The following is a 24,948-nucleotide window of genomic DNA, read 5'->3' on the forward strand; positions in this document are numbered from 1 at the left end:
GCTCTTTTTGTTTAGTAGCATTGGGTGGTCCTGCGGCCGCCCTTTTTTGGCTCTTCGAGGCTTGTAGCCTCGAAGCCCTATTAAGAGGCTTTCAGCCTCAAACTCCACCACACGCAGCCTGTTTTCCCCTTTCAACTTTTTAACCTGTTAACCTATCAACCCAATTACTTTAACCACATGCTCCACCATCTCCTTGCTCACATCCAGATGCAACACAAACCTGATCTGCGTCGGAGAAATAGCAATAGCAAGAATACCCTGCTGTTTCAACAAAGCAACAATATCGGCAGGTGGTCTGTTCACTTCAAAGATGATAATATTGGTCTCCACGGGTAAAACACTCGCAGTAAAAGGCGCTTTTTGCAGTGCCTGGGCAATAGCCTGGGCATGCACATGATCGATCGCCAGCCGCTCCACATGATGCTCCAGCGCATAAACACCGGAAGCCGCCATATAGCCAGCCTGCCGCATGCCACCACCAAACACCTTGCGGATGCGCCGCGCCCTTTTAATAAAAGCAGCCGGCCCGATAAGGATACTGCCGATAGGACAGCCAAGTCCTTTATTAAGGCAAATAGAAATACTATGAAACAAAGCCCCGTACTGGCGGGGCGATTCTCCACGTGCCACCAGCGCGTTGAATAGGCGGGCCCCGTCAAGATGCAGCTTCAGGTCCCGCTCATCACATACCTGCCGGATGGCCTGGATAGCAGCCAGATCATAACAACTGCCACCACCACGGTTCACGGTATTCTCCAGGCACACCAGGGAAGTGTGCGCCTTATGCACATCGTCGGGATTGATCCCATCGGCCACCTGTTGCGCCGTAATACGGCCATTAGCCCCATCCAGCAGCTTTACCTGCGCCCCGGCATTGAAAGCAATACCGCCACCCTCATATTGATAAACGTGGGCCGTCCGGTCGCAGATCACCTCGTCGCCAGGCTGCGTATGCACCTTGATAGCGATCTGGTTCGACATGGTGCCCGTAGGACAATACAGCGCCCCTTCCATGCCAAACAAAGCAGCGGCCATAGCTTCCAGCTTATTTACAGTAGGATCCTCACCAAAAACATCATCACCCACAGGCGCTTGCATCATAGCATGGAGCATCGCGGGTGTCGGACGGGTAACAGTATCAGAACGCAGGTCAACGATCATAAATCTAAAAGTTAGGCCACGAATGTATTAAAAAGAGACGACAACTGCTACCAGTCAAGCCGCTCAAAGCGGCCAGACTATCAAACAAAAAGAGGCGACAACTTTCACTGACGAAGTAAACGGAATTGCCCGGTCCTTTAGGGCCGGGACACTAATGAACAACTCCTGCTTTGGGCTTTAGCCCAATTAAAAGGAGGAGACAACGCTCGTGCAATGCAAACGAAAGTTGTCTCCTCCTTTATGATTATTAACCCAATTTATTTCTTGATTATTCTAAACACATGCGGTTCTTCATTAATGGTTACATGCAGGAAGTACATACCGGCAGTAGCACCAGGAATACGTACAGGCATATAATGAACACCCTTATCGAGAGCACGCTGACCAGTAAGCCCAGGCACTTCGATCCGGCGGCCCGCTACATCATACACACTAATGGTAGTTCGGTCTTTCTGCTGCAGCTGCAACATGAGCGTCGACTCACCACTGCCAGGATCGGTAGACAACTGGATAGCCGTCGTATTACAACCACTCACCGTAGTGATGGCAGAATACAGCGGCTCACCACTGGCTTTCGTTATTTTCAAACGGTAATACAGCGTACCAGGCAGGGGCGACAGGTCGGTCCAGCTATAATTATCAGCAGTGCTGGCAACAACAGTACCCACAGGTGAGAAATTCACCTTATCGGCGCTGCGCTCCACAACAAAGTCATATTCAGAAGGAGTAGCAGTAGCCCATTTCAGCTGAACCTCCTCATTTCTACACGCACCACTAAAAGCCTTCAGCTCCAACGGCAATACGGTGTTTGCCGATACAGAACCCAACGTAAAATAAGAGCCATTGGCCAATAACGAAGCAGGCACAGTAACAGTAGCTACACCCGCCGAAGTAGTGATCGTTACAGAAGGAGAGCCATAAATAGTAGCATTGGTGAAATTACCATCAGCATCCACCAACAGGCGCAGATCGGCCGCGTTGAGCGGAATAGTACCCGGCGTCACATTATTGAAGTTGAACTCCAGCTTGAGATCCGTATTGGTAAAATTAGTCTTCTGCACCAGCCACTCCCTGAAAATGCGGCAACAAATACCGGCAGGCTTTTCATTAGTACCCGGCCACTGATTAAGCGGATAAGCATTATTATGCCCCACCATAAAGAATGACAAGTCACCCGCAGTGAAGTTACCACTATTACTTTTCTGGTTCACCTGCTTGGTGCCAACATAGATAGTAAGAATATCAGGATTGGCATTCGTGCTCCGCGACTGCCGCTGCAGCAGCGCGCCGGTATTATCCCGGGCAATACCAATGATATTGCTATTATAAGAAGCATTGGTAGACCTGCTCCATACAGTAGCACCATTAGAAGCGATATAATCGTGCGGCAAGGTAATACCATACTTGATACCAAGATAGCTTTCCACCTTATAACGAGCAGTAGCGTCATGCGACACGTTGGCATAAGTAATGATCTCGGCAATACCGCCATCATAATACTCAAGATTAGCCGTTCGCTGGTAGCCAAGTGCATTATTATAACTTAATGCAACCCTCGGCGCACTCGTACGCGTACCGATGGAAGTGCCAGCCTTATAAGCTTCCCGACGCAGGATATTATAATCAAACGTGAGCATCAGGAGACTATCTACCGCCCAGGTATTGGAAATGATCAGGTCATTCATGTTCCAGCTATCATTCACAGAGTAATTACTCCTTACGTCGAAGGCATTGAAGTTATTCAGACCAGCCTCACCGGCAAACAGAAACTTACCGGGAGTCGTGAGATTGTAAGAGCCGGGAACGATCACCGCATATACATCATACGGCGTATTACCATTGGAGAGAATACCATTGTTATTGATATCCATGAAGTCCGCATTGGCTGTAGCCTGAGCAGCTTCATCAAACTCTACAATAGGGTTGAAGTTGAGGTTCTTGGTAGCATTGTCATAAAACGTCGGCTGATTAGCAGCAGTATTATTGGTAGCATGGCGGCTGCTGCCCGATTGATCACTCCACTGACTCACCAATGTACCATTAGTAGTTGTACCCGTGCCTACATCAGCTTTTATCCAGAAACTATGTCCGTTGATACCACCTGGCGCCGTTGGGCAGGCTACAATGGTACGAGTACCTGTCGGGTTAGATGTTGTCAGGTTTTGTGCATTTCCCCCAACTGTCACCTGTGTACACTGAGCATCCACAGTATTGTTTGTGGTAGCCGACGGATTAATATCATACGAAATCCAGAAATAATGCGTACCATGACTCAGTTGCTGTGTGCCGGTAACACTGATCACACCTGATGCAGGCGTAATATTGGTAGGGCCAAAGTTCTGTATAGGAGAAAAAGCAGCCACCTGGCCAGTATAATAAATATGAATGGCACTTACGTCTGCAATGGTAGTTCCGGTCATGTTGATCTTGAACTCCGTTACACTCATAGGATTATTACAGCCCTGCACCACTACCTGAACACCAATGATCTGCTGCTGCAGGTTATTACATTTAGAAATATTAGCAGTATTAGTCTGCGTAGCAGTAGAAGAAATATAACCCATATTCAGCGGCGTCCAGCGAAACGTGATACCACTGGCAGGCCTTGAACTGAGGTTATTGGTTTCAGATCCATAACTGGCAGTTGCACTCGTAGTAACACCATTTACTGAATAAAAATCGGTACTTAAAGAACCGCCACTGATGCCGATAGAGGCAGAACCATTATCGGCAGGTTCATCTTCCCGTTGATAAATAAACTCAATGATATTGGATGTTTCATACAATTTGATCTGAAACGATAGCACCGGATCATCTGCACCGGCATCCCAGTATGCTTCACGCCATTCGATAGTGAGTACCCGGTTCGGTGAGCTACCTGATAATTTCATTACAACTCCATCATCACCCGTTTCAAGGTCATCCCACAAGGGCGCGATGATAGGACCATTACCGGTAATGGAAAGTTGGTTACCCGACATGTTTTGCGTGGTATTGTCACCTAAACTGATCCAGCCGTTGGAGCTTGCTTTGAACTGCGTATAAGTATTACAACCATACACAAAGTTGAATCCGATGCTCGAGAGATTTGAAAGAGAGTTGTTCTGATTACCATTAACAATCGTTGTTCGGCCGCTTCCGGATAAGTAGCTGTAGGTTCCGGAGCTTGCTGCGAAGGAATACCTGATCTGACCTTGTGCCGTAGAGCTCAGTAAACAGTATAGCATGATCAAATAAAAGGCATTCGTCCTCCACAGAAGTAGAGATCTTTGCATGGGAAATTTGGATTTAGGGGTTTCCAGTTATGTAGGGGTCAGCTACACTTTTGTACCCCCTTAAAACGATTTTAAGCCAATTTCAATTGTCCCTGCATAATAAAAAACAATAAAGTATTATTGATCTATGTGTTAAAATAAGAGGTTGAAGCGCTTAGATAGGCCGATGAATTGTGATGCAAATCATTGCAGCCGGGGTCATATATGAATTTCTTTGATAAACGTCAAACCCGCAACAGGACTGGATAAAACCACTACGCAATTCTACGGAGGGACCGTTAGCGTTAACGTGTGACTTATACTGGGCCTTTTATGATGAGACCCTGGGGTTCTATTTTACTATTTTCTTATTACACCAGTGATCTTGAGAAGAATATAAACATTGTAACCGGGGATGATGGAGGCCCAGCCGGGCTGGCCTGCCTTTTCGAAGATATGCCACAGCAAGGCAATAACAAACACAACTACGAATACCTGAAGGGTTAGCGTAAGTAACATAGAGTACGGATTTAGTGAAGACCAATATAGTAGCCGTACAGCGTTTTTACAAGCTAAGCTCCGCCATTTAATTTATTGTGCATCCGCATACAATTCCAAGGGCAAACCGTCAGGATCGGCAAAAAAAGTAAAGCGCTTACCAGTATATTCATCGATACGTATAGGCTCAACAGCTACCTGCTGCGCAGCAAGCCATGCAACCGATGCATCGATATCGGCCACAGCAAAAGCAAGATGACGTAATCCGCAAGACTCAGGACGACTGGGACGGGGTGGGGGATCGGGAAAAGAAAACAACTCGATGATATATTGCCCGTTCAGGCACAGGTCGAGTTTATACGACTGCCGGGCAGCACGATACACTTCCCGCTCAACAGTGAAACCTAATACTTCCGTATAAAACTTTTTAGACCGCTCATAATCCGAACAGATGATCGCGATATGATGCACTTGCTTCAGAGATAACATGCCGCAAAGATACAACTTGCAAAGCGCGGCAGCAATCCTACATCCCAAATTCGAAATCCGGAATTGAACTCCCTTCAGTCAAAGCCTCCTGGATCTTCAGCCAGCGTGTCTCCGGCAACTCATTTTCAGCACTGCTGAAAAAAGAGGTAAAAATGGTGGCAATACATGTTTTCTCGATAGACCGAAGCCATTGAATGATCTCCCGGTTGTTCATACCCCGGATAATCCATTTACTCAACAGCGCGAGATCCTTCGCAGGAAGTTTGGCCACGATCTCTTTTTCCAACGCCATCAACTCGGCATCCTTATAATGGCGCCACAGCAAACTATTCAGCAAACTGTCTTCTCGCGCCAACCCTTCCAGGTGAGCCACCACAAAACCGGTAAAAGCCTTTTGAATAGCATGCCCTGCAGTATGCTTCTCATCACTGCTCACTGCATGCTCATAAGCAGTCAACAATCCCCGCAACCGTTGAATAAGCACGGCATTAGCCTGGTACTGCTGTTTGAAAGAAGAGATCAGCCCGGGATTGTACTCAACAACGAACGGAAATAACAACCTTTCAATATAAAACGCATGTTGACCGAACAGGTACATCGCTTCAGCGATCTTTTCCAGCGCCAGTTCAGCCTCATCCACGATGGTAAAATCCGTTTGCTGCGTCAACAAAGCCGTGTCATATAAAAAAGCCTTTAACCCCTTGTGCACCTGATTCAAAATATTATAGCGGTCCATAGTATACGAATTTTTGCTACTCCTCCAAATATCCGATCTTATAACAATAATAACTATCCTCAATGGTATGAACTGTAGCAACATTTGCATGATCTGCCACAATTACCCGCCAGGGTCCAGCCCCTGTCATTTCGAGTACACCCTTTTGTCATTTCGAACGAAGCGATAGCGAAGTGAGAAATCTGCCTGCGAAGCAAAGGCATGACGAAGCAAAAGGAATTGCCCGGTCCTTTAGGGCCGGGACACCAGCGACAACACCAGTTTGGGCTTTAGCCCAATTAAAAAGACACAAAAAAAACGGGGCCTTGAAAAGCCCCGTTGTACGCTGTGAAAAACTATACCTCAATGGTTATGAAGCCTGACGCTGAACAAAATCCTCCAGGATGATATCCGTCAATCCATCATGACGCTTGATGCTCATCTTGGTAGGATAATAACCGCTACGCTGGAACTTGGCCGGTTGTGGAATGGTCCGGCTAAAATTGGTAGTCGTATCGATAAAAGCCTTCGTGATCATGGGCTCCCAGAAATTGATCTTACCATCATAACTGCCAAAAATAAAAGTCTGTGTAAACACCTTACCACCGCCCAGCTCAGGAGAAGTAGGATCGAGCCAGTGCTTACCCATTTTGGGAACGCCGGGCGCAGGAGCAATATGCCCCGCCGGAATATAAGCCACATCAGGATGATTATTCATCTGCGTTCCTTCCACGATCCCATCCACCTGGGCAGGCGTCATATTGTAATAATGGAAATCAAAGTGAGGCAACATATACATCGGACCCTCATGACCACTCGGGTTCCAGTCCAGTTGAGCATGATCGAATGCCGTACCATGCTTGGGATGCAAAGAAAGCACCAGGTGGTTTTCATGACCATTATGATTACCGTCGATGGGAACACTGCTCAGCGCCGCATCGGTAATAGAGATGGCCAGCTTGGCAGGAGAGCCATCCGGCTTCAACTCAGACCACGCAAAAGCCTTACCGTTGTACAACTGCACAACGTTTCCTTTGAGAACTTTTTCATCATCCTTATCCTTCTTGCAGGCGGTAGCCAGTGCTGCCACTGCGAGGCAGCTCAAAAACACTTTTTTCATTGATTGATATTTAGGCTATACAATAATTTCCACAAAGCTGCCCCACAATAGCCCGCCCAACAATACAGCCTTGCATGAAATGCACCTACACATGGATGAGTTGTCGATAATTTTACAATCCCTGCCACGCCATGTCGCCAATCATGGCTATATTTGACAGATACTTTAACCCCCTCGTCGTTGTCTAAATATTGCTATTTCCTGGTAGTGCTTGTCCTGATGAGCACCACTTCCCTGGCACGTCAAAAAAAAGGACCGGGGAAAGTAGGGTGGGCACAACTCGTTCCGGCACAAACTACAAATGCCATTGCACGCGAATACGTATTCACACGCTTTAGCACTTTCAACGGGCTCGCCTCCAACACGGTCAACAACCTCGTACAGGACCGCAAAGGATACATCTGGCTGGCCACCCCCAACGGCTTGCAGCGCTACGACGGAAAGAAGTTCATTACATTCAAGCACCAGCACCGTAACCCAGGTACACTGCCCGATGATAACGTGGGCCGCATTTACCTCGACAAACAACAACGGCTATGGGTGTTTACAGCAGACAATAAAGTAGGCATCTTTGATACAGAACGCTTTTTATACAAAGCAGCCAACATTGGCTGGATAGCACCACCGCCCACCGTCTATGTAGGCAAAGCCATGGTAGAAAACAATGAAGGAGACCTGTTGATGATGATGGGCTGGCATGAGACCTACAAATATTCGCCCGACTCCAATAGTTTCCTGATCGACCAGACCGTCCAATACAAACCGGCCAGCTGGAAACGGTTTTGCCATTACTACGATACCATTACACGCCGTTCCTGGGTAGGTTGCGATTCCGGACTGGCCATGTACGACCCGGTCACCAAAAACCTGAATTACCGCGGCCACAATCCCGATAAGAACAAGATCATCGAAGCATTTGGCACCGCCCCGGTAGTGCTCAACATCCATGTTGATGAAAAACGCCTGGCCATCATGTCTACCTGGAACTCTATTGATGTAGGGCCACGATTGCACACCTATAATAACAATACCGGCGAAAAGAGAAAACATGCAGTCACTGAAGAACTATACGGTGGAGGATACAATGAGAACAATGGCGTACTCCAGCAACGCAACGGCCGCTTGTGGACATTCGGCCTGCCCTATGTAGCAGAATACGTGGGAGGGCCACATGCATTACAGGGCTTGCGCAATGAATACAAAGATGAACAAAGCCTCCATTTCGACGTAGCCCACTTCATGTATGAAGACAGGAGCGAAAACCTTTGGCTGTGCACCAGCAATGGCCTCTACCTTTTCAACCCGGACGCCCAGTTCTTTAACGCCTACTCACTCATCCGCCCGGATGGGGAAGGACCAATAGACGGGGAATCCAATGCCGTTCTTGAAGTAGACAGCAACCAGATATGGATAGGCGGGTGGGGCGTTGGTCTCTTCGCCTACGACAGGAACTTCAAACCCCTTCCCTTACCAGCTTCCTTGCAAAAATACAAAGCCCCATATGCCATCTGGTGCATGCAACGACAGCAACAAACCCGCGACATATGGATGGGCGTACAGGACGGCCCCCTCATCATTTACGAACAGGCAACAGGCAAATCAACCCTCGAATGGTTTGATGTATTCGAACACCGGACGATCCGGCAGATGGTACAGGACAAACAAGGCAACCTTTGGTTTGGCACACAGGGAGGCCTTGTTATAAAATGGACCTATAAACCCGGACAAGCCATTAAAGATGGATTTAAGCAGATAACCCGGACCGCACTTGTTAGCAAGTTGTTCGTCGACAAAGACGGATACATATGGGTGGGAAGCTTAGGAAAAGGATTATTGAAAATAGATCCGGCCAAAGACACCGTAATACAACATTATGGCTCCCAAACAGGCAAAGACCGACGGCTTTGGAACGATAGCCCTTCCGATATGGTACAACTCAACGACAGCACTTTGTTGATAGCCAACCAGGGGCTTTCACTCCTGAATGTACGGACCGGAAAGACAAAATTCATCAGCACAGATGAAGGTTTGCCGGCAAACAACGTGTTTTGCATGGCAATAGACAAGCGCAACATTGTCTGGCTGGGCATGGTCAGTGGCATTTGCCGCGTAAACCTGGAGACGATGGCCTTCGCCTACTATGACAGGCGCGATGGCATGCCGATAGATTACTTCGATGTCGACGATGCACACAACCTGTCCGACGGACGCATTTTATTTACCAGTGCACACCATTTCGTAGTGTTCGACCCGGAGAAAATGATCAAGAACCAGCCACCACCTGCGGCAACGATCACAGACATTGCACTCTCCGGCGTTTCCCAGTCCATTGATTCCCTGCTCAACACTTCCATCATACAGTTGCAACACGATAAAAGCGCTATCACCATTGAATTCGGCAGCTTTAACTTCATTCACCAGGATAAGACAGAGTATTACTATCAACTCACAGACGTAGACAAAGATTGGGTCCATGCCACAGACAGCCGGCAGGCCATCTACAATTACCTGCGGCCCGGCAGTTATGTGTTCAAGGTAAAGACTAAAAACGCCGACGGCGTAGAAAGCACTACCGTCACCACTTTACGCATCAATGTAAAGCCTCCTTTCTGGCAATCCTGGTGGTTCTACGGCTTCCTGGTTCTCCTGGTACTTGGTATTCTCTATTGGATCGACAGAGAGCGTATGCGCCGCATCCGGGAACTGCAGGACATGCGCACACAGATCGCCGGCAACCTACACAGCGATATCAACACCACGCTCAACAACATCAACATGTTGAGCGAAATGGCCAAGATCAAGGCCGACAAAGACCTTACCCGTTCCAAAGAATACATAGATCAGATCAGTGAAAAAAGCCACAACATGATCATTGCGATGGACGATATGTTGTGGAGCATCGACCCGCAAAACGATAGCATGGAGAAAACGCTACTGCGGATGCTGGAGTTTGTAGACGCACTCATCAATAGACATGGAGCCAATATCGACATCCTGGTAGATGAACATGTTCGTTCATTACAACTGGACATGAAGTCCCGTCATGAAATGTTCCTGATCTTTAAAGAAGTATTGCGCAGCCTGGTGCAGGAGTCCTCGGAGAACCATATACTGATTAATATCGACCTGATAAAATCAAAGCTGTCAGTAAAACTGCAGGATGATGGCGTGTATACCAGTGAAGGAGAAATATTCACACTACAAACACTCGATATGCTGAGCAAGCGCACCGGCACCATCCGTGCAGAGCTGGATATCCAGGCCGACAAGAATGGCGCCTCAGTGATCTTATTAGTACCGGTACATTAACATTATTTACCCATCCACTTCTTGAAGTCACTCACTTTCTCACGGCTCACGATAGCCTCCTTGTCAACAGCAGGCTTCAGGTGCAGCAACAAGCGGTTGCCAAAGTAATCGTGGATCTGGTCCACACTGTCCACGGCAATATAGAAAGCACGGCTGATACGGAAATAACGATCAGGATCGAGCATGTCTTCCAGTTCATCCATGGTATAATCTACTACAAACTTGCGGTTGTCATAAGTCTTGAAGAAGTTCAGGCGGCCATCACTGAAGAAATAGGCAATCTCTTCCACCTCGATAGAAACCAGCTTCTGCGCATGTTTCACCAGGAAACGCTTGCGGTATTCCTTCGGCTGCAACTTCTGACGCAGCTCTTTTACGAGGCTCTCCACGTTCAGATCGGTATGACTGTTGCCGGCGGCATACAGGTCTTTCATTTGGCGGTATTTGTTGAGCGCCGTTTCCAGGTCTTCCTTCTGAATAGGCTTCAGCAAATAGTCGATACTGTTTACTTTGAATGCCTTTAAAGCATACTCATCATACGAGGTAGTAAATACAACGGCACTCTTGACCGTAGTACGGCTGAATATTTCAAAACTCTGCCCATCACTTAGCTCGATATCCATCAGGATGAGATCAGGAGAAGGATTGTCCTGCAGCCAGTCAACCGTACTTTTGATACTGTCGGTCACACCAACCACCTGGGCCTGGGCGTCAACGCCGGCCAATGTTTTCTGCAGCTTCTTCACTGCCAGTTCTTCGTCTTCTACGATTAGAATTTTCATATATAAACCTTTTAAGAGTTGTTATTATTGAGGGTTGATTTGTTTTTGTACAACACTGATCTTCTTTTCATAACCACTATCCCATATCAGCGGCAGGATCACGGTAAAATTGCGGGTATCAGACAAAACCTGGAAGCCGGGTTGCTCCAGTAGTTCATACTTCAGGCGGATATTGGCAAGCCCTATCTTATTGGAAGGATCTTTCACCGTCTTACACTGCAGGTTGTTATTAACAGCCAGTTGATTCCCAGCCATAGTAAAAATGTCGATCACCAACGGCTGTTGCCGGGACACCACATTGTGCTTCACGGCGTTTTCCACCAGCAGCTGCAGAGAGAGCGACGGCAACAAATAATTATGATAACGCTTGTCCACCTCCATCTGAATCTGGATGGCATCACCATGCCGCGTCTTCAACAACTGATAATAAGACTGAATGAACCGCAATTCATTCTGCAGCGTAGAAAGTCCATCCTCATTATTGCGAAGCAGGTAGCGGTACACCTTACTCAGCTCATCGAGAAAGCTCTCGGCCTGCTTGGGATCTTCAGAGATCAGCGAAGAAAGCGTATTGAAACAATTGAACAGGAAATGCGGATTCACCTGGCTCTTCAGCGTCTCAAACTCATACTGGATAGCCATCTGCTTTACCTCTTCCCGTTCAGCAAGACTGGCCTTCCATTTAGTGATCACATATTCAGCTTCCCAGGAAGTAGTGGCAATCAGCGTCAGAGCAATGGCCAGCAACACAGAAGTTTTAAACTGCTCTACATCCAGTTGATAACCCAGGAAATGGAAATAATCATATCCATAGAACAGGCAGGCAAAAGTAAGGCTGGTCAGGAAAATATGCGTAACAGCCAGCGTCAGCAGGCGGGGCAGCGTCTGCTGCAGTTCAGGCAGCCGGATACGCAACCAATGCATACTCACGATATGCAGGTACCAGGAAAAGAAACCCTGCAAGCAAACGAATGTGAAAGAATACAACCAGATATCCCGCTCATGCCACAGGCGGTCGCCAAACAACAAGTGGTTCAGCAACGTTGCCAGGACCGGCATGAGCGTGAAAAAGGTGACCCATTCCAACCGCGAAGGTTTCATCCATGCTTTCATGAGACAATTGTTTCTTCTTGTTCGATCAACGGTATATGAATGATGCGTTGTTTCTCAGTTTGACGAATAGCTACCGTTTGCCGGCAAAGCAAACGATACTTGTTAATAATGTTATCCAGCCCGGCTGGCTCCGATTCCTGCATACCGATCCTGATCTTGGGCTGCAGGTTGTGCTGGATCTGCAACCATTGCTCACCCAAAGAACTAATAGTGATATTCAGCGGACTGTCCTTACTCATGGTATTGGCCGTAAACGTGTTTTCGACCAGCAGTTGCAGCGTAAGCGGCGGCATCAGCAGGTCGAACTGTTCCTCTTTGATCTGTAGCGACAGGTTAATACCATCGCCATAACGCACCTTGAGCAGGTAATAATAACTATGCAGGAACTGCAATTCAGTACCCAACGTTACCAGCCTGTCGTCACTGCGCAGCAGGTAGCGGTATACCTTACTCATCTCATCAAGAAACTTCTCAGCCGTGGCAGTATCCTCACTGATGAGGCTTGATAAAGAGTTGAGGCTATTGAACAGAAAGTGCGGGTTCATCTGGCTTTTGAGGCCCAGCAACCGGCTCTGCATATATTCCTTTTTCAGCTGCTGCGTTTCCAGCATCGTCTTTTTCCATTTATCGAAACTGTCCACCCCTTCGTGCAGGATGGTCACAAACACATTGAAAATAGCCGCCGACAGGAGCGTCCATTGATAACGCACCTGGTTCAGCTCATAATTCAGAAAGTGGAAGTAGTCGTAGCCCCAGAACAGGATGGTAACGATCAGGGCATTAATGATGATAAACAGGAAAATGGAGATCAGCATCCGCTTCATCAGGTCGCTGTCTTTGGGAAACCGGTTGCGCAGCGTAACGGCGATCCAGGTGAAAATAAACCAGAAACAGCCCAGGATGAGGAAGGTCGAAATACTGGCCCACAAGAATACTTTACCCTCCGTAAAGAAGCGGTTGCCAAAGATTAACGTATTGTATACCAATACGATAATTGGTACTACACCAGCAAAGATCCATAGGTCTTTACGGGTGTATCGTGGCAGTGTTAACCTTTTGAGGGGATTATGGGCGTCTACTGTCATTATTACAACAAATTACCATCTTTTGAGAAGGGCAAGTTAAGGGGTTTCTATAGAATGGGCATAACCCCGGATGAATTGAGGATTCCATTGCGTGAAATGGGGAGGAATTGACGATTTCCTCGCCTGAACGGGGCCAGACTATACCCCTTTAGCCGCTATTACCTGGTATCAACTGTCGAAACTGGGAGTGTACCCGCCAACTTGCTTACCCGCCAATTTTTCCATTTGATGCACAAAATTCAACAGGTCATACACACAAGACTTTTAACCCGCCATGCCGCCCACCATCTTTGCGAAACAATTCAATCACACATTAACTACATAAGTATAGCCATGAAAAAGCAACACACAAAAAAAGGATGGATGGCCGTGCAGGCATTGGTCCTCGCCGGTATAGCAGTATTCGCCTTCGTAGGATTATTATCATTTAAAGCAGTTACCCGCTACGCCGACTTCTGGGAGCAGATCGGTACCAACAAACAAAGCGGCACCTGGAGCATCAAAGAAAGCTTTTTAAATGCCCGCTTCTATTACAGGGGAAAGAACTTCCGCAACATCCTCTCAGGCGACCGCGCAGCCGTTGCCAAAGACCTGTTGACGTATACTAAGGAATATGTCAACACCGAAGAGTTTGCCAAAGAATACGAAACACACCGCCAACGCAACAAACCCACCCAACCCGAAAAAGGCAGAACACCAGAGGCCGTTCGCCAAAGGTTCATCGACGATACAAAGAAAGGCATAGAGAGCACCGAGAAGTTCATCAAAACTTCCAACGATGCCACCATGAAAAAGGCCATGCAGGAAAACCTGGTAATGCTGAAAGGCATGCTGAAAGATTATGAAGACCCCAATAGCGAAACCATCAACATGGCCATCATGGGCGAGAAACAGCAATACGAGCACCGCGTAAAAACCTACGAGGACGACATGAAAGCCTGGGAAGAAACATATCCTGCCACCGTAAAAGAAATGATCGAAGCAAGGTTGCAACAAGTACTGTCTGCTACCAGCAATGTAGACTACAATGCACAAGTCGTTCCCCGCGATGGCCTGAAACGTTTCACCAAACCAGACTACGAACGCAAACCCGCAGAATGGAAAATGGCTTATCGCGCCGGCAAAGAAACCACAGAAGCAGTACGTGCCTTTGCCAAACAATGGCTGCAGGAAATTCAATAGACCAAATTCGCTCGCCTTCCCTCCGCATGGAGGGATGAGCCTATTTGCAAGCCTCCGGCTTGCTTCCAAAAGCTCAACATAAAAACATAAAACGCTGTACATGAAAAACGCCTTAGCATTGATCCTCTTATTAAGCCCGGCCACTGTTTTTTGCCAGGGCTTTATGGACCGCCTGAAGAAAAAGGTGACCAACAAAGCAGAACAAAAAGTTGAACAGAAAGTAGAAAAAAGTGTTGATAAAGGTTTTGATAAAGCTGAACAAACTGCAAAATCCGGCAATAAAAAGACGGATACTGCTACTGCAACTCCGGCGCCAGTTACAACAGCACCGGCAACTACAACGGGGACGCCTGCCCCTGTGGCACTAAAAAGCAACTCCCGGTTCGACTTCGTTCCCGGAGAACAGATTGTATACACTGAGAGTTTCGATCAGGACCCCATCGGAGAGTTACCTACAGGCTGGAATACGACCGGCACAGGAGAGGTGGTTACCCTGAACAATTTTCCCGGCAAGTGGCTGCAGGTACACCAACGCAGCCTGTACCTCACCAACAATGAAAAATCATTCGGAGAGAACTATACCGTAGAGTTTGATGTGATCATGCAGCTGAAGTACAACGGACACTTCTTTCCCTACTTCGAGTTTGCCATCATCGGCACGAATGAAGAACCAACGACCAGCAATGAATTCCTGCGCAACTATCGCAAGAATGCCAGCATAGAAGGAGTTTTCTATCCGGCAGAAGGTGGCCGCTCTAAACTGATTACGGCTACTTATAAAGCTGGCCGGGAATATTACAGAGGCGACCAGCAAGAGGTAAGCATTCTGAGCGATTACTTTGGTAAGCCAATACACATAGCCATTCAGGTACAGAAAGAACGCATGCGTATATGGGCAGGACAAGACAAAATATTCGATGCCCCCAAAGCCATTGCCCCTGGCGTCCTGATGAATCAGCTGATGTTCGAAATACATACCTCCAGCTACAAAGAAGACCAGTACGGCATGTACATATCCAACCTGAAAGTGGCCAAAGGAATTCCCGATACCCGCCACAAGCTGGTAGAAGAAGGCAAATTCTCCACCACAGGCATCCTCTTCGATGTAAACTCAGATGTCATCAAACCGGAGTCGTACGGAGTATTGAAAGATGTAGCCAACGTGTTGAAAGAAAATGCCGACATCAAAGTAAAGATCATTGGCCACACCGACAGCGATGGAGACGATCAGAAGAACATGCAACTGTCACAAAAAAGAGCCGCAGCAGTAGCCAAAGCCCTGCAGGAAACATTCAGCATCGATGCAGCACGTTTCCAGACAGATGGCAAAGGAGAAACAGTACCGGTAGGAGATAATAAAACCAAAGAAGGCAAAGCCCTGAATAGGAGAGTAGAGTTTATCAAACAATAAGTACAACGGGACCGTCAACAGGATAAATCAATAAAACCCGCTCTATGTAGCGGGTTTTATCATTCGATCCATATACCATTACTTCCTGCCTTAAGATTTGATACCTTGCTTTATAAGAAAACGATGTATATAGTCCGCAATCTCGCGGTGATATTCTTCCAATGCAAAATGACCACCATTCAATAAATGCAACTCCGCTTGCGGCAGATCTTTCAGATAAGCCTCGGCACCAGCAGCCGTAAAAAAGAGATCGTTCTTGCCCCAGGTGATCAGCGCAGGCGGCTGGTGAACACGCAGGTATTCCTGCCACGCCGGATACAGAGGAGGATTGGTGCGATAATTATACAACAAAGCCAATTGTATGGCGTCATTACCCGGACGGTCCAGGAAATACTGATCATACGACCAGCCATCCGGTGATATTTTTGACAGATCGCCGGCACCTTCTGTGTATTGCCACTTTGTACCGGCAGGCGTCAAAGCACCCCGCATCACATTTTCAGTTTCTGTATTCCGGTTGGCCCAGAATTGTTTGCCCCCATCGATAGCAGGCCCTAGCCCTTCTTCATACGCATTACCATTTTGGATCAGCAACGCCTGTATCAATTCCGGTCTGCGCACGGCAATACGAAACCCTACAGGTGAACCATAATCCTGGATATACATACTGAACTTTTTCAGCGACAGCGCATCGATAAACTTTTCAATGGTCACCGACAACTGGTCAAATGTATAGCTATACTCATCCTGCGAAGGCATGGAGCTATGGCCAAAAGCAGGATAATCGGGAGCGATCAGATGATAATGATCACTCAAGTCATTGATGAGATCTCGGTACATGTGAGAAGAAGAGGGGAAGCCATGCAACAAAAGAATAACAGGATTTCCTGGCTTGCCCGCCTCGCGGTAAAAGATATCCAGACCATCGATAACTATTGTTTTGTACCGCACAGCAGTAACAGTGCTTTCCATGATTATACTTTTAGGTGAGAGATGAATTAATAAGCTACAGTAAATCTCTTTTGAATAAACTGCTTATTCTCCAGTTCATCCAGCAGAGCAATAGAAAGGTCTTCTACAGAAATAGTACTTACATGTTTATCATTGAATACGGGTTGATCGGTACCAATACGATACTTACCGGTGCGACCAGTCTTTACACCCGGGTGCATCACAATGGCTGGGCTCAGGAAGGTCCAATCGAGTTCTTTCTCCTGCTTCAGGATATTCAGGTATTCACGGGCAGCCAGCGCCCCGGGTTTATATTCAGCAGGGAAGTCAGGCGCATCTACCAATTGAAGACCGGGAGCAATTTCAAGACTACCGGCGCCACCAACTACGATGAGACGCTTTACGCCTGCCTTCTTCACACCACGCTGAATAGCCTGTGCACCTTCCAGAAACTCATCATGGATACGCGGATTGTGCCAACCGGGATTATAAGCACTGATCACAGCATCGTGACCAGCCACCAGCGAAGCAACTACACTATCCTGCATCACATCGCCCTGTACCACGGTCAGTAACGGGTTCTGCACAGTTATCTTTTCAGGATGCCGAACGATGGCGGTTACAGCATGTCCGCGAAGAAGCGCTTCAGTCAGCAAATGCGAACCTACAAATCCTGAGGCCCCAATCAATGCAATTTTCATGGTTTGTGTTTTATTAATTATAGATTTAATTGTAACAATTATTATTACAGTTATAGGTAAAAAAAAATTACTGAAACTGCTTATAGAAACTCGCCAGGGTTTTCTTCCCAAGCTTTTGAAGCAACGCATCCTCTACTTCCACATAAAGCTCTTCAAGTTGCTCATTGATCTGTCCACCTATTACACAATCAGGATTGGGATTGTTGCGCGAACGTCCCAATAAAACTTCCTGCCGCACGGCATTATATACTTCCGACAACAATATTTTAGAAGGGGATTTAGCCAGTGTGGTGCCACCATTTTTGCCTTCACGGCTTTCTACCAGTCCTGCTTCGCGCAGGTTACTGATCTCTTTGCGCACCAATACAGGATTAATGTTGATGCTGCCCGCAATGTATTCCGAAGACAACCATTCACTTTGCTTGTGCGCCAACAAGGTTAGGATGTGCAGAGAAACAGCGAAACGGCCATTATTCATACTGTAACATTTACTATTACAGTACGAAGGTAAGCAAACTTTCCGATCTGCCAACACGCACCTTGCAATTAACAGTACACTAACAGCACATCATGGCACTGATTGCATAGTAAACTTGAATTTATGTAATGTGTATATCGTCTGAAAAAAATTACCCCAACTGGGATAGACATTCCTGTGTGGTGTGACAAAAAATGACTATTTTTCGACATCATTGATTTTATATCAGATAAACTGACCCCCGGTTTTTCTGACACAGTAAGTCCAGTGTCCTCCCTGCTACGACCTTTTGTCCGGCCAAACCTCCGGGCGCTACCTGACCTCCTATGATACGCATTGCTGCCAATCAATTCGGCTAAACGAAACGCAACCAGTTAACACATTACCAATGTGCCTTTCTTTCCTGTTTTCATGACTCAACCAGTATAACCAACTGGCACTAAACCTACATGCACATGAGCAAACCATCTACAGAAAAGGAACTGATGAACCGTTTTCAGCAGGGCGACGCCCTTGCCTTTAACACCATTTACAACCGTTATTATTCTTCCCTGCGTTATTTTTCCCAACGGCTCACCTGCCAGAAGCGCGAAGCAGAAGGCATTGCCGTTGAAACCTTCGTAAAGCTTTACCACCTGTGTGGCAACTTTGAGAATGTAGCCAATATACGCGCCTTTCTGTACGTCACAGCCCGTAATGCCTGCTATGATTATCTTTCGTATACACACCGCAAACCAGCACACGACACCGAAAGCACTATGAACTACGTAGAACAGGAAAATGAACTGCTGAAAGAAGAAACCAGGGGCAATACGCTGTTAAAAGAGGTGGCTGAAGCAATAGAAGCACTGCCCGAAGAATGTGGCAGGGTATTTAAAATGGCCTATGTACAAGGACTCAAAACGATCGACATCTCCAGGCTACTGGCTGTGCCCGAACAAGCCGTACGCAACCATCGCCGCCGTTCCATCAAACTACTCCGTATAGCACTTTTTGAAAAACGTCTTCCCGAAGCTGCCCTGATCTGCCTCAACATGGCAAGAACAGGCGCTCTAACTCCCGTACGGGAAGTATCCGCCATATAATCTGCTAATTGAAAGAGTAGAGGAGGAAAGAAGCAATCCACCGCTACTGCCAGCCCCGCCTGGTAAGGCATTCCAGGGAGTATTATAAAACGGGGCCGGCGAGTTGTAGCTGATGGAATCATTGATTGTTTGGAATACAAACCAATCAGGCTTAACCAGAGATCCTATTCTTTTACCTGTAAAAAGACGTAATTAAACACTGTTATATATTTCAAAGGGTAGATGTACAAACCTGTAGAAGCCGTTACGTCCCGTTCCGTTGGGTCAGGGATAATAGGCTACAAGGAGGCAACGGCTATTCAGCAGGTTACCGATATGATGTTATTGGACAGTACTTCATAGGGATTGGGCGTCCAGCATCCTGAACGCAGCCGTAACCGGAAGAGCGCCGGACGGCATTAAAAAAAAGAAACCGGTTATTGAATCCCCCAAACCGGTTCCAGGTGTGTTACAACGAAGTTGATGACCCGGACTTATTTATCTTCTGCCGGATTCCGAAAGAAACTCCTTCGGAGCAGAAGGGTCAAGCATCAACAACATCCATAAACTACAGTTTACATTCAAACCTGCTTGCAAGATACTTTCACTTATTTGTCATATCTGCACAAAAAGTTTTCTTATCTGCACAAATTTTCTTCATATCTGCAAACGTTCATAACTGTTATAATCATCTTATACTCATTTAACTATAGCGTTTATGGATGATTGTATAAACAAAATAAATTATAAGAATTGAAAAACATAGGTCCCAAAACATTGTACTACTGATGCTTATTACGCCATTGGGAAGGCGATATATTAAATGCTTTTTTAAAGGCCGCACTAAAACTGCTGATCGTATTATATCCTGCAAGCGCGGCAATCTGCTTGATCGGTTTATCCGTATCTTCTAATAGTTTCCTGGCTTTTTCCATCCGCATCTGCACCTGGTAGGTATAGATGCTTACGCCAAATAGCTTTTTAAATCCATACTGGAGCTTAGTGCGGTTCATTCCTGCTTCATAGGCTAAGTGCTGAATCGTAGTGTGAGGCAATTGCTTATGGCTAAGGATATCCTTCACCGCTTTTATGCGTTGAATATCCACGTGCTTCAGCTTGATTTTTTTTGCGGTCATGTCCGTTATTTTAGGCAAAGACTATCCATAGCGTATCGCCGGAAATCCGTTGTTACGATGCATTTCACAGGTCAGAATCAATTTTTTTAAAGGCATGTAAACATTGCACCCTCGCGCAATAGATGTGAATATGCGCAGGTGCTCATTTTGCTGTAGAATACAGACTCAATAACGGTTAAGTCCGATTTGCTGAGGAATCAAAGCCAAAGCAGTAACATGGCCTCTTCCGTAGCATTCCATAATACAGGAACACACAGAAAGGTTGTCTTTGCAAGAAGTGTTCACCTACATGCAAAGCGGTTACACTTAACGATATTGAATACTCGTTGTAACTGTTTGGGGTAACGCAAATATAGCCGCTTTGATGAAAAGATAAAAGGTGTGGCTGCAGTTATAGCGCAGGGCTTAAAGTTTTATGCCAATTTAAAGGTAAACCCTTACGCTTATACTACAGGTTTACCATGTCCCATAATACGGCCGAAAAATGTGTAGTATAAATCCTCGGACCGCAGAACTCCATATTATTCAATGATTAACTTCCATTAACACACATCAGATAATCCCGATCTGGGCCATGAAACGTTCACGGTAAGTTTCACCTACAGGCAGGTATTGCCCATTGATTACCACCTTCCCCCTGTCGAGGAACTCGATTTTATTACGGTTGATAATGTAAGACTTATGAATGCGGATAAATGTGGCTGCCGGCAACACCGCCTCCATCTTCTTCATGCTTTCCAGCGATAGGATCTTACCGGACGGCGTATGGAAGGCAATATAATCACGCAGCGCCTCGATGTAGAAAATACTATCCAGGTCTATCTTCTGAATACGGTATTCAGCCCGCACGAAAATATGGTCCGGAACATCCTTCGCAGGAGCCGCCTGCTTTTGCTCCAGCCTTTCCTTTGCCTTCACCACAGCCATCATAAAGCGGTCGAATGAAAAAGGCTTCAGCAGGTAATCCACCACATCATGCTCATAGCCCTCCAGCGCATATTCCGTGTAGGCCGTTGTCAGGATCACTTTACAACGGTTGCCGATTATCTTCATGAACTGCATCCCACTCAACTCAGGCATATGAATGTCGAGAAACAACAGGTCGGCATTACCTTCTTCGATCACGTGCAGTGCTTCCAGCACATGCGTGGTTTTAAATACCACCGTAAGGCCAGGCACCTTCTCCACGTACTGCACCAGCAAGGTCACGGCCAGCGGCTCATCGTCCACGATCACACAACGTATAGCAGGCGTATTACTCATTGATCAGCTCCAGGTTTATAGTAAAATGATGGTCAGTATTGTCGATCCTCAAAGTATGCTTGCCGGGATACAACAGATCCAGCCTGCGTTGCACATTCTGTAAACCAATCCCCCCGGCGGCATCCTTCAATCCATGACCTTTCTTATTGATACAATGAAAATAGATATTTCTGGGTCCCGCATGAATGGTGATAGCCACCCCTTCAGCCTCCCCGGAAAAATCACCATGCTTAAAAGCATTCTCCACGAAAGGGATCAGCAACAAAGGGGGGAGCTGCAGCGCCGCCGTATCACCTGTAATGTGCATAGGGGCATGGATAGGATGATCGAACCGGATACGTTGCAACGCAATGTAGCGCGTAATATAGTCGATCTCTTTTTGCAAAGGCACTTTCTCGCTGGCATCATACAACATATACCGCAGCAGGTCCGATAAGCCAAGGATCGCATCCTGGGCACCCGCCGCATTCTGGTACATAAGCGAATAAATATTATGGAGACTGTTGAACAGGAAGTGAGGATTGATCTGCGAGCGCAGGAATGACAACTCAGACTGCCTGTTCTGGATCACCATATCCTTTTGCTCCAGCTCTTTGTGCTGCGCATAGCGGATAAAGAAGAACACAATACCATACACCGTGTAGAGGAACGCAAAGAAAATATTATTGAGGAAGTAGTTTTTAAGACGCAGGTCCTTGCCGCGCTTTATTTCTTCTATTATATAACAACAGTAAAAGATGATTGGTAAACACACAATGATCAGCACTACCGCCAGTGCCACCTGGTGCGGATAAAAGCGGTGCAGCAGCAGGTAAGGAACAAGAGCCACCAGGAAGTACATGGCAATATCTATAATAATGGCCGGAACACTATCCGGCAACAACATAAAACGGGCACGTCCATTCACCAGGTCGGGTAGGGAATACGCGATGTGCAGCAGAAAGTACAAAGCCACATAGAACACGAGAAACAAAAACAGCTTTTTTCGCATCGGTCAAAGGTATTATATATTGATCAACAGCGCATTTCAGACCACCGGCGTTTGCAGAGGCGCAGCCCTTGTTTGTCGATATTGATTGCAGAACGGCTGCTTTTTATTGAATATTGAACTTGAAAATAAACTATCGCCCAAATGTCACCCGCTGTCACACTGAGCCTGTCGAAGTGTTGTCGAAGGGTCGTCGAAGGGCTTGCATTTTAACCGGCTGCCGGGCATACTGGTGGGCAGGGTATTTACCAGGCCCAAAGGACGCTTTACTGATTTAAACGTCGCTAATCGGTAAGGTGCGTTACAATAGCAAATGAAGTGGAACGTGCCCGGCGTTCCGGTTATTCCCTAAAAACATGTTGTATGAACAATCCTGTCATCGGGGACCAACGGCCCGTGAGCACCGTTATGGACATACCTGTCCCCTCCAAAGGGCGGACAACCACTACGGCTAACAAACCCAATACTAAACAGCGCTCCGCCTCCCACCGTAAATGGACAAGATGGTGGCCCGCCTTCCTGGTACTCCTGGTTGGTGTTATCCTATACAATGTTCTCCTGATGCCCCGTGCCGGCTTTCGCGATCCGCTGTCAGGCGCCTTCCGCTTATCGGGCAATTTTGGTGAGCTGCGCAGCAACCATTTCCACATGGGGCTGGATGTGCGCACCAATGGAGAGGAAAACCTGCCCGTATATGCAGTGGCCGAAGGATATATCAGCCGCATCATTATTGAAGAAACCGGATTGGGTAAAGCGATATTTATTACACACCCCAGCGGCTATACCACTGTATATGCCCACTTGAACGAATTCTATGATCAATTGGAAGCAACGGTAGAAGCACAACAACGCACTTCCCGAAAACGGGAGCAGGATCTTACTTTTACCGCCGCCCGCTTCCCCGTCAGCAAAGGACAACTGATTGCCCGCAGCGGCAACACCGGTGGTTCCGAAGCACCCCACCTGCATTTTGAAGTGCGCGATACCCGTACTGGCAACAACCTGAATCCTTTGCTGCATGGCTTTGGCATGGACGATGACACACCTCCTGTTTTGGCAGGTCTATATTGGTACAACCGGCAGTACAGTACCTACCGCACCACCGCCAACAGCATTTCAATTACTGGAAAGGAAGGAACTTATACAGCAAGCCGCTCTGTAGTCAAAGTAAGATCACCGTTGATCAGCCTGGGCATCAGGGCAACCGACAAAAGCAATGACAATCGCTTCCGGTTTGGCATTTACCGGGCCGAACTTTACTTCGATGGCGCACTGGTACACGAAGCACTGCTGGACAACTTCTCTTATAAGGACAGCCGCTATATCAATGCCAGCGTAGATTACCCCCGGTGGATAAAGACAGGTATGTTTATACAACATCTGTCGGCCTTGCCCGGCAATCACCTGGCTGCACTGAAAGGCGATGGCATCATGGACCTGTCCGACAAAAAAGTCCACCGCCTAAGCATCCGCATGTATGACGTAAACAACAACGTAAGCAACTTTGAAAGCGAAGTTCAATACAGTGGCGCCACAGAAGACCCGCAACCAACAGAGCCCGGCGCCATAGCCATAACACCGGGGAAAGAAAAAACGATAACCGGTAAACAAAGCATAGTACGCTTCAGCAAAGCGGCATTTTATGATACCGTATTCTTCTCGCTGAAAGAGCAGCCCAATACCAATCCCGGTAAAGCCTCATCATTGGTAAGCCTGCACAATGGTTACACACCAGTGCACGACAGCTATACCGTATCACTCAAAGCCCTGCCTTTTATCAATGAGCGCCTCAAAAAGAAAGTCGTGATGCAATTGAACAACGGCAAAAACAAATACACGGCCAAAGGGACATGGAAAGACAACTGGCTCTCGGCATCGTTCAACACACTCGGTACTGTAGAGCTGTTGATAGACACCCTGCCGCCTGCTATACAAACAGTGAACTGGTCTGCCTTTTCAGAGGACCCGGAAGAATTGAAACTGATATGCAAAGATGCCATTGCTGGCGTAGGCAACTTCCAGGCCGAGCTGGACGGCGAATGGCTGGTATTCGACAGAAAGGGAAATGACTTCACCATACGCATCCCCACTAAATGCAAGAAAGGCAAACATGTATTAGCAGTTACAGCTACAGATATAACCGGCAACACCAAACGGGAAACCTGGTCTTTTGTAAAACGATGATCACTTGGAGAAAGGAAGTTTTTCACTCGCTCGCCTCCGGCGAGCGAGGCTATTTACAAGCCTC

Annotated in this window: 20 protein-coding genes; 6 read left to right on the plus strand and 14 right to left on the minus strand. The window is 47.1% G+C overall.

Annotated elements, in window-relative coordinates; genetic code table 11:
• Window positions 1-147: 147 nt before the first annotated feature.
• Window positions 148-1,161, minus strand: a complete 1,014-nt coding sequence (locus tag AC5JBY_RS16070) for a threonine aldolase family protein (protein WP_495905639.1) — start codon at window positions 1,159-1,161, stop codon at window positions 148-150.
• Between the two features lie 257 nt (window positions 1,162-1,418).
• Entirely contained in the window at window positions 1,419-4,436 is a 3,018-nt protein-coding gene (locus AC5JBY_RS16075; RefSeq protein WP_495905640.1) for a DUF8202 domain-containing protein, read from the minus strand.
• A gap of 312 nt (window positions 4,437-4,748) precedes the next feature.
• Between AC5JBY_RS16075 and AC5JBY_RS16080 the strand changes: the two genes are divergently transcribed.
• Window positions 4,749-4,922, plus strand: a complete 174-nt coding sequence (locus tag AC5JBY_RS16080) for a hypothetical protein (protein ID WP_495905641.1) — start codon at window positions 4,749-4,751, stop codon at window positions 4,920-4,922.
• Window positions 4,923-5,006: 84 nt separating this feature from the next.
• On the opposite strand, the gene AC5JBY_RS16085 is transcribed toward AC5JBY_RS16080, so the two are convergent.
• From AC5JBY_RS16085 to AC5JBY_RS16095, 3 genes are all read right to left on the minus strand, one after another.
• Window positions 5,007-5,402, minus strand: coding sequence for a VOC family protein (locus AC5JBY_RS16085; protein ID WP_495905642.1), 396 nt, complete (start codon window positions 5,400-5,402; stop codon window positions 5,007-5,009).
• Window positions 5,403-5,439: 37 nt separating this feature from the next.
• On the minus strand, window positions 5,440-6,138 hold the full coding sequence (locus AC5JBY_RS16090; protein WP_495905643.1) for a hemerythrin domain-containing protein: 699 nt from the start codon (window positions 6,136-6,138) through the stop codon (window positions 5,440-5,442).
• Between the two features lie 349 nt (window positions 6,139-6,487).
• On the minus strand, window positions 6,488-7,237 hold the full coding sequence (locus tag AC5JBY_RS16095) for a hypothetical protein (RefSeq protein WP_495905644.1): 750 nt from the start codon (window positions 7,235-7,237) through the stop codon (window positions 6,488-6,490).
• A 153-nt stretch (window positions 7,238-7,390) separates the two neighbouring features.
• On the opposite strand from AC5JBY_RS16095, the gene AC5JBY_RS16100 reads away from it, so the two are divergent.
• Window positions 7,391-10,546: a ligand-binding sensor domain-containing protein gene (locus AC5JBY_RS16100; RefSeq protein ID WP_495905645.1), complete on the plus strand. Its 3,156-nt coding sequence runs from the start codon at window positions 7,391-7,393 to the stop codon at window positions 10,544-10,546.
• Between the two features lie 2 nt (window positions 10,547-10,548).
• Here the strand turns inward: AC5JBY_RS16100 and AC5JBY_RS16105 are convergent, their stop codons facing one another.
• Genes AC5JBY_RS16105 through AC5JBY_RS16115 form a run of 3 tightly spaced genes read right to left on the minus strand, consistent with a single transcriptional unit; the run spans window position 10,549 to window position 13,526 of the window.
• Window positions 10,549-11,328, minus strand: a complete 780-nt coding sequence (locus tag AC5JBY_RS16105; RefSeq protein ID WP_495905646.1) for a LytR/AlgR family response regulator transcription factor — start codon at window positions 11,326-11,328, stop codon at window positions 10,549-10,551.
• A gap of 24 nt (window positions 11,329-11,352) precedes the next feature.
• Window positions 11,353-12,441, minus strand: coding sequence for a sensor histidine kinase (locus AC5JBY_RS16110; protein WP_495905647.1), 1,089 nt, complete (start codon window positions 12,439-12,441; stop codon window positions 11,353-11,355).
• A complete protein-coding gene (locus AC5JBY_RS16115; RefSeq protein WP_495905648.1) occupies window positions 12,438-13,526 on the minus strand; it encodes a sensor histidine kinase in 1,089 nt (362 codons plus the stop codon). Before AC5JBY_RS16115 ends, AC5JBY_RS16110 begins: the two co-directional genes overlap by 4 nt.
• 333 nt (window positions 13,527-13,859) lie before the next feature.
• Between AC5JBY_RS16115 and AC5JBY_RS16120 the strand changes: the two genes are divergently transcribed.
• Window positions 13,860-14,708 carry a hypothetical protein gene (locus AC5JBY_RS16120; protein WP_495905649.1) on the plus strand — a complete coding sequence of 283 codons (849 nt, stop codon included), beginning with the start codon at window positions 13,860-13,862 and terminating at the stop codon, window positions 14,706-14,708.
• A 100-nt stretch (window positions 14,709-14,808) separates the two neighbouring features.
• A complete protein-coding gene (locus tag AC5JBY_RS16125; protein WP_495905650.1) occupies window positions 14,809-16,119 on the plus strand; it encodes an OmpA family protein in 1,311 nt (436 codons plus the stop codon).
• A 90-nt stretch (window positions 16,120-16,209) separates the two neighbouring features.
• Here AC5JBY_RS16125 and AC5JBY_RS16130 read toward each other — a convergent pair whose 3' ends face one another.
• From AC5JBY_RS16130 to AC5JBY_RS16140, 3 genes are all read right to left on the minus strand, one after another.
• Window positions 16,210-17,091 carry an alpha/beta fold hydrolase gene (locus tag AC5JBY_RS16130; protein WP_495905651.1) on the minus strand — a complete coding sequence of 294 codons (882 nt, stop codon included), beginning with the start codon at window positions 17,089-17,091 and terminating at the stop codon, window positions 16,210-16,212.
• Window positions 17,092-17,117: 26 nt separating this feature from the next.
• Window positions 17,118-17,771 carry an NAD(P)-dependent oxidoreductase gene (locus AC5JBY_RS16135; RefSeq protein WP_495905652.1) on the minus strand — a complete coding sequence of 218 codons (654 nt, stop codon included), beginning with the start codon at window positions 17,769-17,771 and terminating at the stop codon, window positions 17,118-17,120.
• A 67-nt stretch (window positions 17,772-17,838) separates the two neighbouring features.
• Window positions 17,839-18,249 (minus strand): Rrf2 family transcriptional regulator, encoded by a 411-nt coding sequence (locus tag AC5JBY_RS16140; protein ID WP_495905653.1) that lies wholly within the window; start codon window positions 18,247-18,249, stop codon window positions 17,839-17,841.
• A gap of 455 nt (window positions 18,250-18,704) precedes the next feature.
• Between AC5JBY_RS16140 and AC5JBY_RS16145 the strand changes: the two genes are divergently transcribed.
• Window positions 18,705-19,334: an RNA polymerase sigma factor gene (locus tag AC5JBY_RS16145; RefSeq protein ID WP_495905654.1), complete on the plus strand. Its 630-nt coding sequence runs from the start codon at window positions 18,705-18,707 to the stop codon at window positions 19,332-19,334.
• A gap of 761 nt (window positions 19,335-20,095) precedes the next feature.
• On the opposite strand, the gene AC5JBY_RS16150 is transcribed toward AC5JBY_RS16145, so the two are convergent.
• The 3 genes from AC5JBY_RS16150 to AC5JBY_RS16160 form a co-directional block, all read right to left on the minus strand.
• Window positions 20,096-20,449, minus strand: a complete 354-nt coding sequence (locus AC5JBY_RS16150) for a helix-turn-helix domain-containing protein (RefSeq protein WP_495905655.1) — start codon at window positions 20,447-20,449, stop codon at window positions 20,096-20,098.
• Window positions 20,450-21,001: 552 nt separating this feature from the next.
• Window positions 21,002-21,712 carry a LytR/AlgR family response regulator transcription factor gene (locus tag AC5JBY_RS16155; protein WP_495905656.1) on the minus strand — a complete coding sequence of 237 codons (711 nt, stop codon included), beginning with the start codon at window positions 21,710-21,712 and terminating at the stop codon, window positions 21,002-21,004.
• Window positions 21,705-22,703, minus strand: a complete 999-nt coding sequence (locus tag AC5JBY_RS16160) for a sensor histidine kinase (RefSeq protein ID WP_495905657.1) — start codon at window positions 22,701-22,703, stop codon at window positions 21,705-21,707. Before AC5JBY_RS16160 ends, AC5JBY_RS16155 begins: the two co-directional genes overlap by 8 nt.
• Before the next feature lie 360 nt (window positions 22,704-23,063).
• On the opposite strand from AC5JBY_RS16160, the gene AC5JBY_RS16165 reads away from it, so the two are divergent.
• The gene (locus AC5JBY_RS16165) at window positions 23,064-24,884 is read left to right on the plus strand and encodes a M23 family metallopeptidase (protein ID WP_495905658.1); all 1,821 of its coding nucleotides are present in this window, start codon (window positions 23,064-23,066) and stop codon (window positions 24,882-24,884) included.
• The last annotated feature ends 64 nt before the right edge of the window (window positions 24,885-24,948 follow it).

Source organism: Paraflavitalea sp. (assembly GCF_059502485.1).

Coding starts and splice junctions, on each gene's coding strand:
- AC5JBY_RS16110 (WP_495905647.1), bottom strand. CDS start 12,441: ATGAAAGCATGGATGAAACCTTCGCGGTTGGAATGGGTCACCTTTTTC.
- AC5JBY_RS16165 (WP_495905658.1), top strand. CDS start 23,064: ATGAACAATCCTGTCATCGGGGACCAACGGCCCGTGAGCACCGTTATG.
- AC5JBY_RS16095 (WP_495905644.1), bottom strand. CDS start 7,237: ATGAAAAAAGTGTTTTTGAGCTGCCTCGCAGTGGCAGCACTGGCTACC.
- AC5JBY_RS16070 (WP_495905639.1), bottom strand. CDS start 1,161: ATGATCGTTGACCTGCGTTCTGATACTGTTACCCGTCCGACACCCGCG.
- AC5JBY_RS16075 (WP_495905640.1), bottom strand. CDS start 4,436: ATGCAAAGATCTCTACTTCTGTGGAGGACGAATGCCTTTTATTTGATC.
- AC5JBY_RS16125 (WP_495905650.1), top strand. CDS start 14,809: ATGAAAAACGCCTTAGCATTGATCCTCTTATTAAGCCCGGCCACTGTT.
- AC5JBY_RS16140 (WP_495905653.1), bottom strand. CDS start 18,249: ATGAATAATGGCCGTTTCGCTGTTTCTCTGCACATCCTAACCTTGTTG.
- AC5JBY_RS16150 (WP_495905655.1), bottom strand. CDS start 20,449: ATGACCGCAAAAAAAATCAAGCTGAAGCACGTGGATATTCAACGCATA.
- AC5JBY_RS16130 (WP_495905651.1), bottom strand. CDS start 17,091: ATGGAAAGCACTGTTACTGCTGTGCGGTACAAAACAATAGTTATCGAT.
- AC5JBY_RS16080 (WP_495905641.1), top strand. CDS start 4,749: ATGATGAGACCCTGGGGTTCTATTTTACTATTTTCTTATTACACCAGT.
- AC5JBY_RS16145 (WP_495905654.1), top strand. CDS start 18,705: ATGAGCAAACCATCTACAGAAAAGGAACTGATGAACCGTTTTCAGCAG.
- AC5JBY_RS16085 (WP_495905642.1), bottom strand. CDS start 5,402: ATGTTATCTCTGAAGCAAGTGCATCATATCGCGATCATCTGTTCGGAT.
- AC5JBY_RS16105 (WP_495905646.1), bottom strand. CDS start 11,328: ATGAAAATTCTAATCGTAGAAGACGAAGAACTGGCAGTGAAGAAGCTG.
- AC5JBY_RS16160 (WP_495905657.1), bottom strand. CDS start 22,703: ATGCGAAAAAAGCTGTTTTTGTTTCTCGTGTTCTATGTGGCTTTGTAC.
- AC5JBY_RS16135 (WP_495905652.1), bottom strand. CDS start 17,771: ATGAAAATTGCATTGATTGGGGCCTCAGGATTTGTAGGTTCGCATTTG.
- AC5JBY_RS16115 (WP_495905648.1), bottom strand. CDS start 13,526: ATGACAGTAGACGCCCATAATCCCCTCAAAAGGTTAACACTGCCACGA.
- AC5JBY_RS16155 (WP_495905656.1), bottom strand. CDS start 21,712: ATGAGTAATACGCCTGCTATACGTTGTGTGATCGTGGACGATGAGCCG.
- AC5JBY_RS16120 (WP_495905649.1), top strand. CDS start 13,860: ATGAAAAAGCAACACACAAAAAAAGGATGGATGGCCGTGCAGGCATTG.
- AC5JBY_RS16090 (WP_495905643.1), bottom strand. CDS start 6,138: ATGGACCGCTATAATATTTTGAATCAGGTGCACAAGGGGTTAAAGGCT.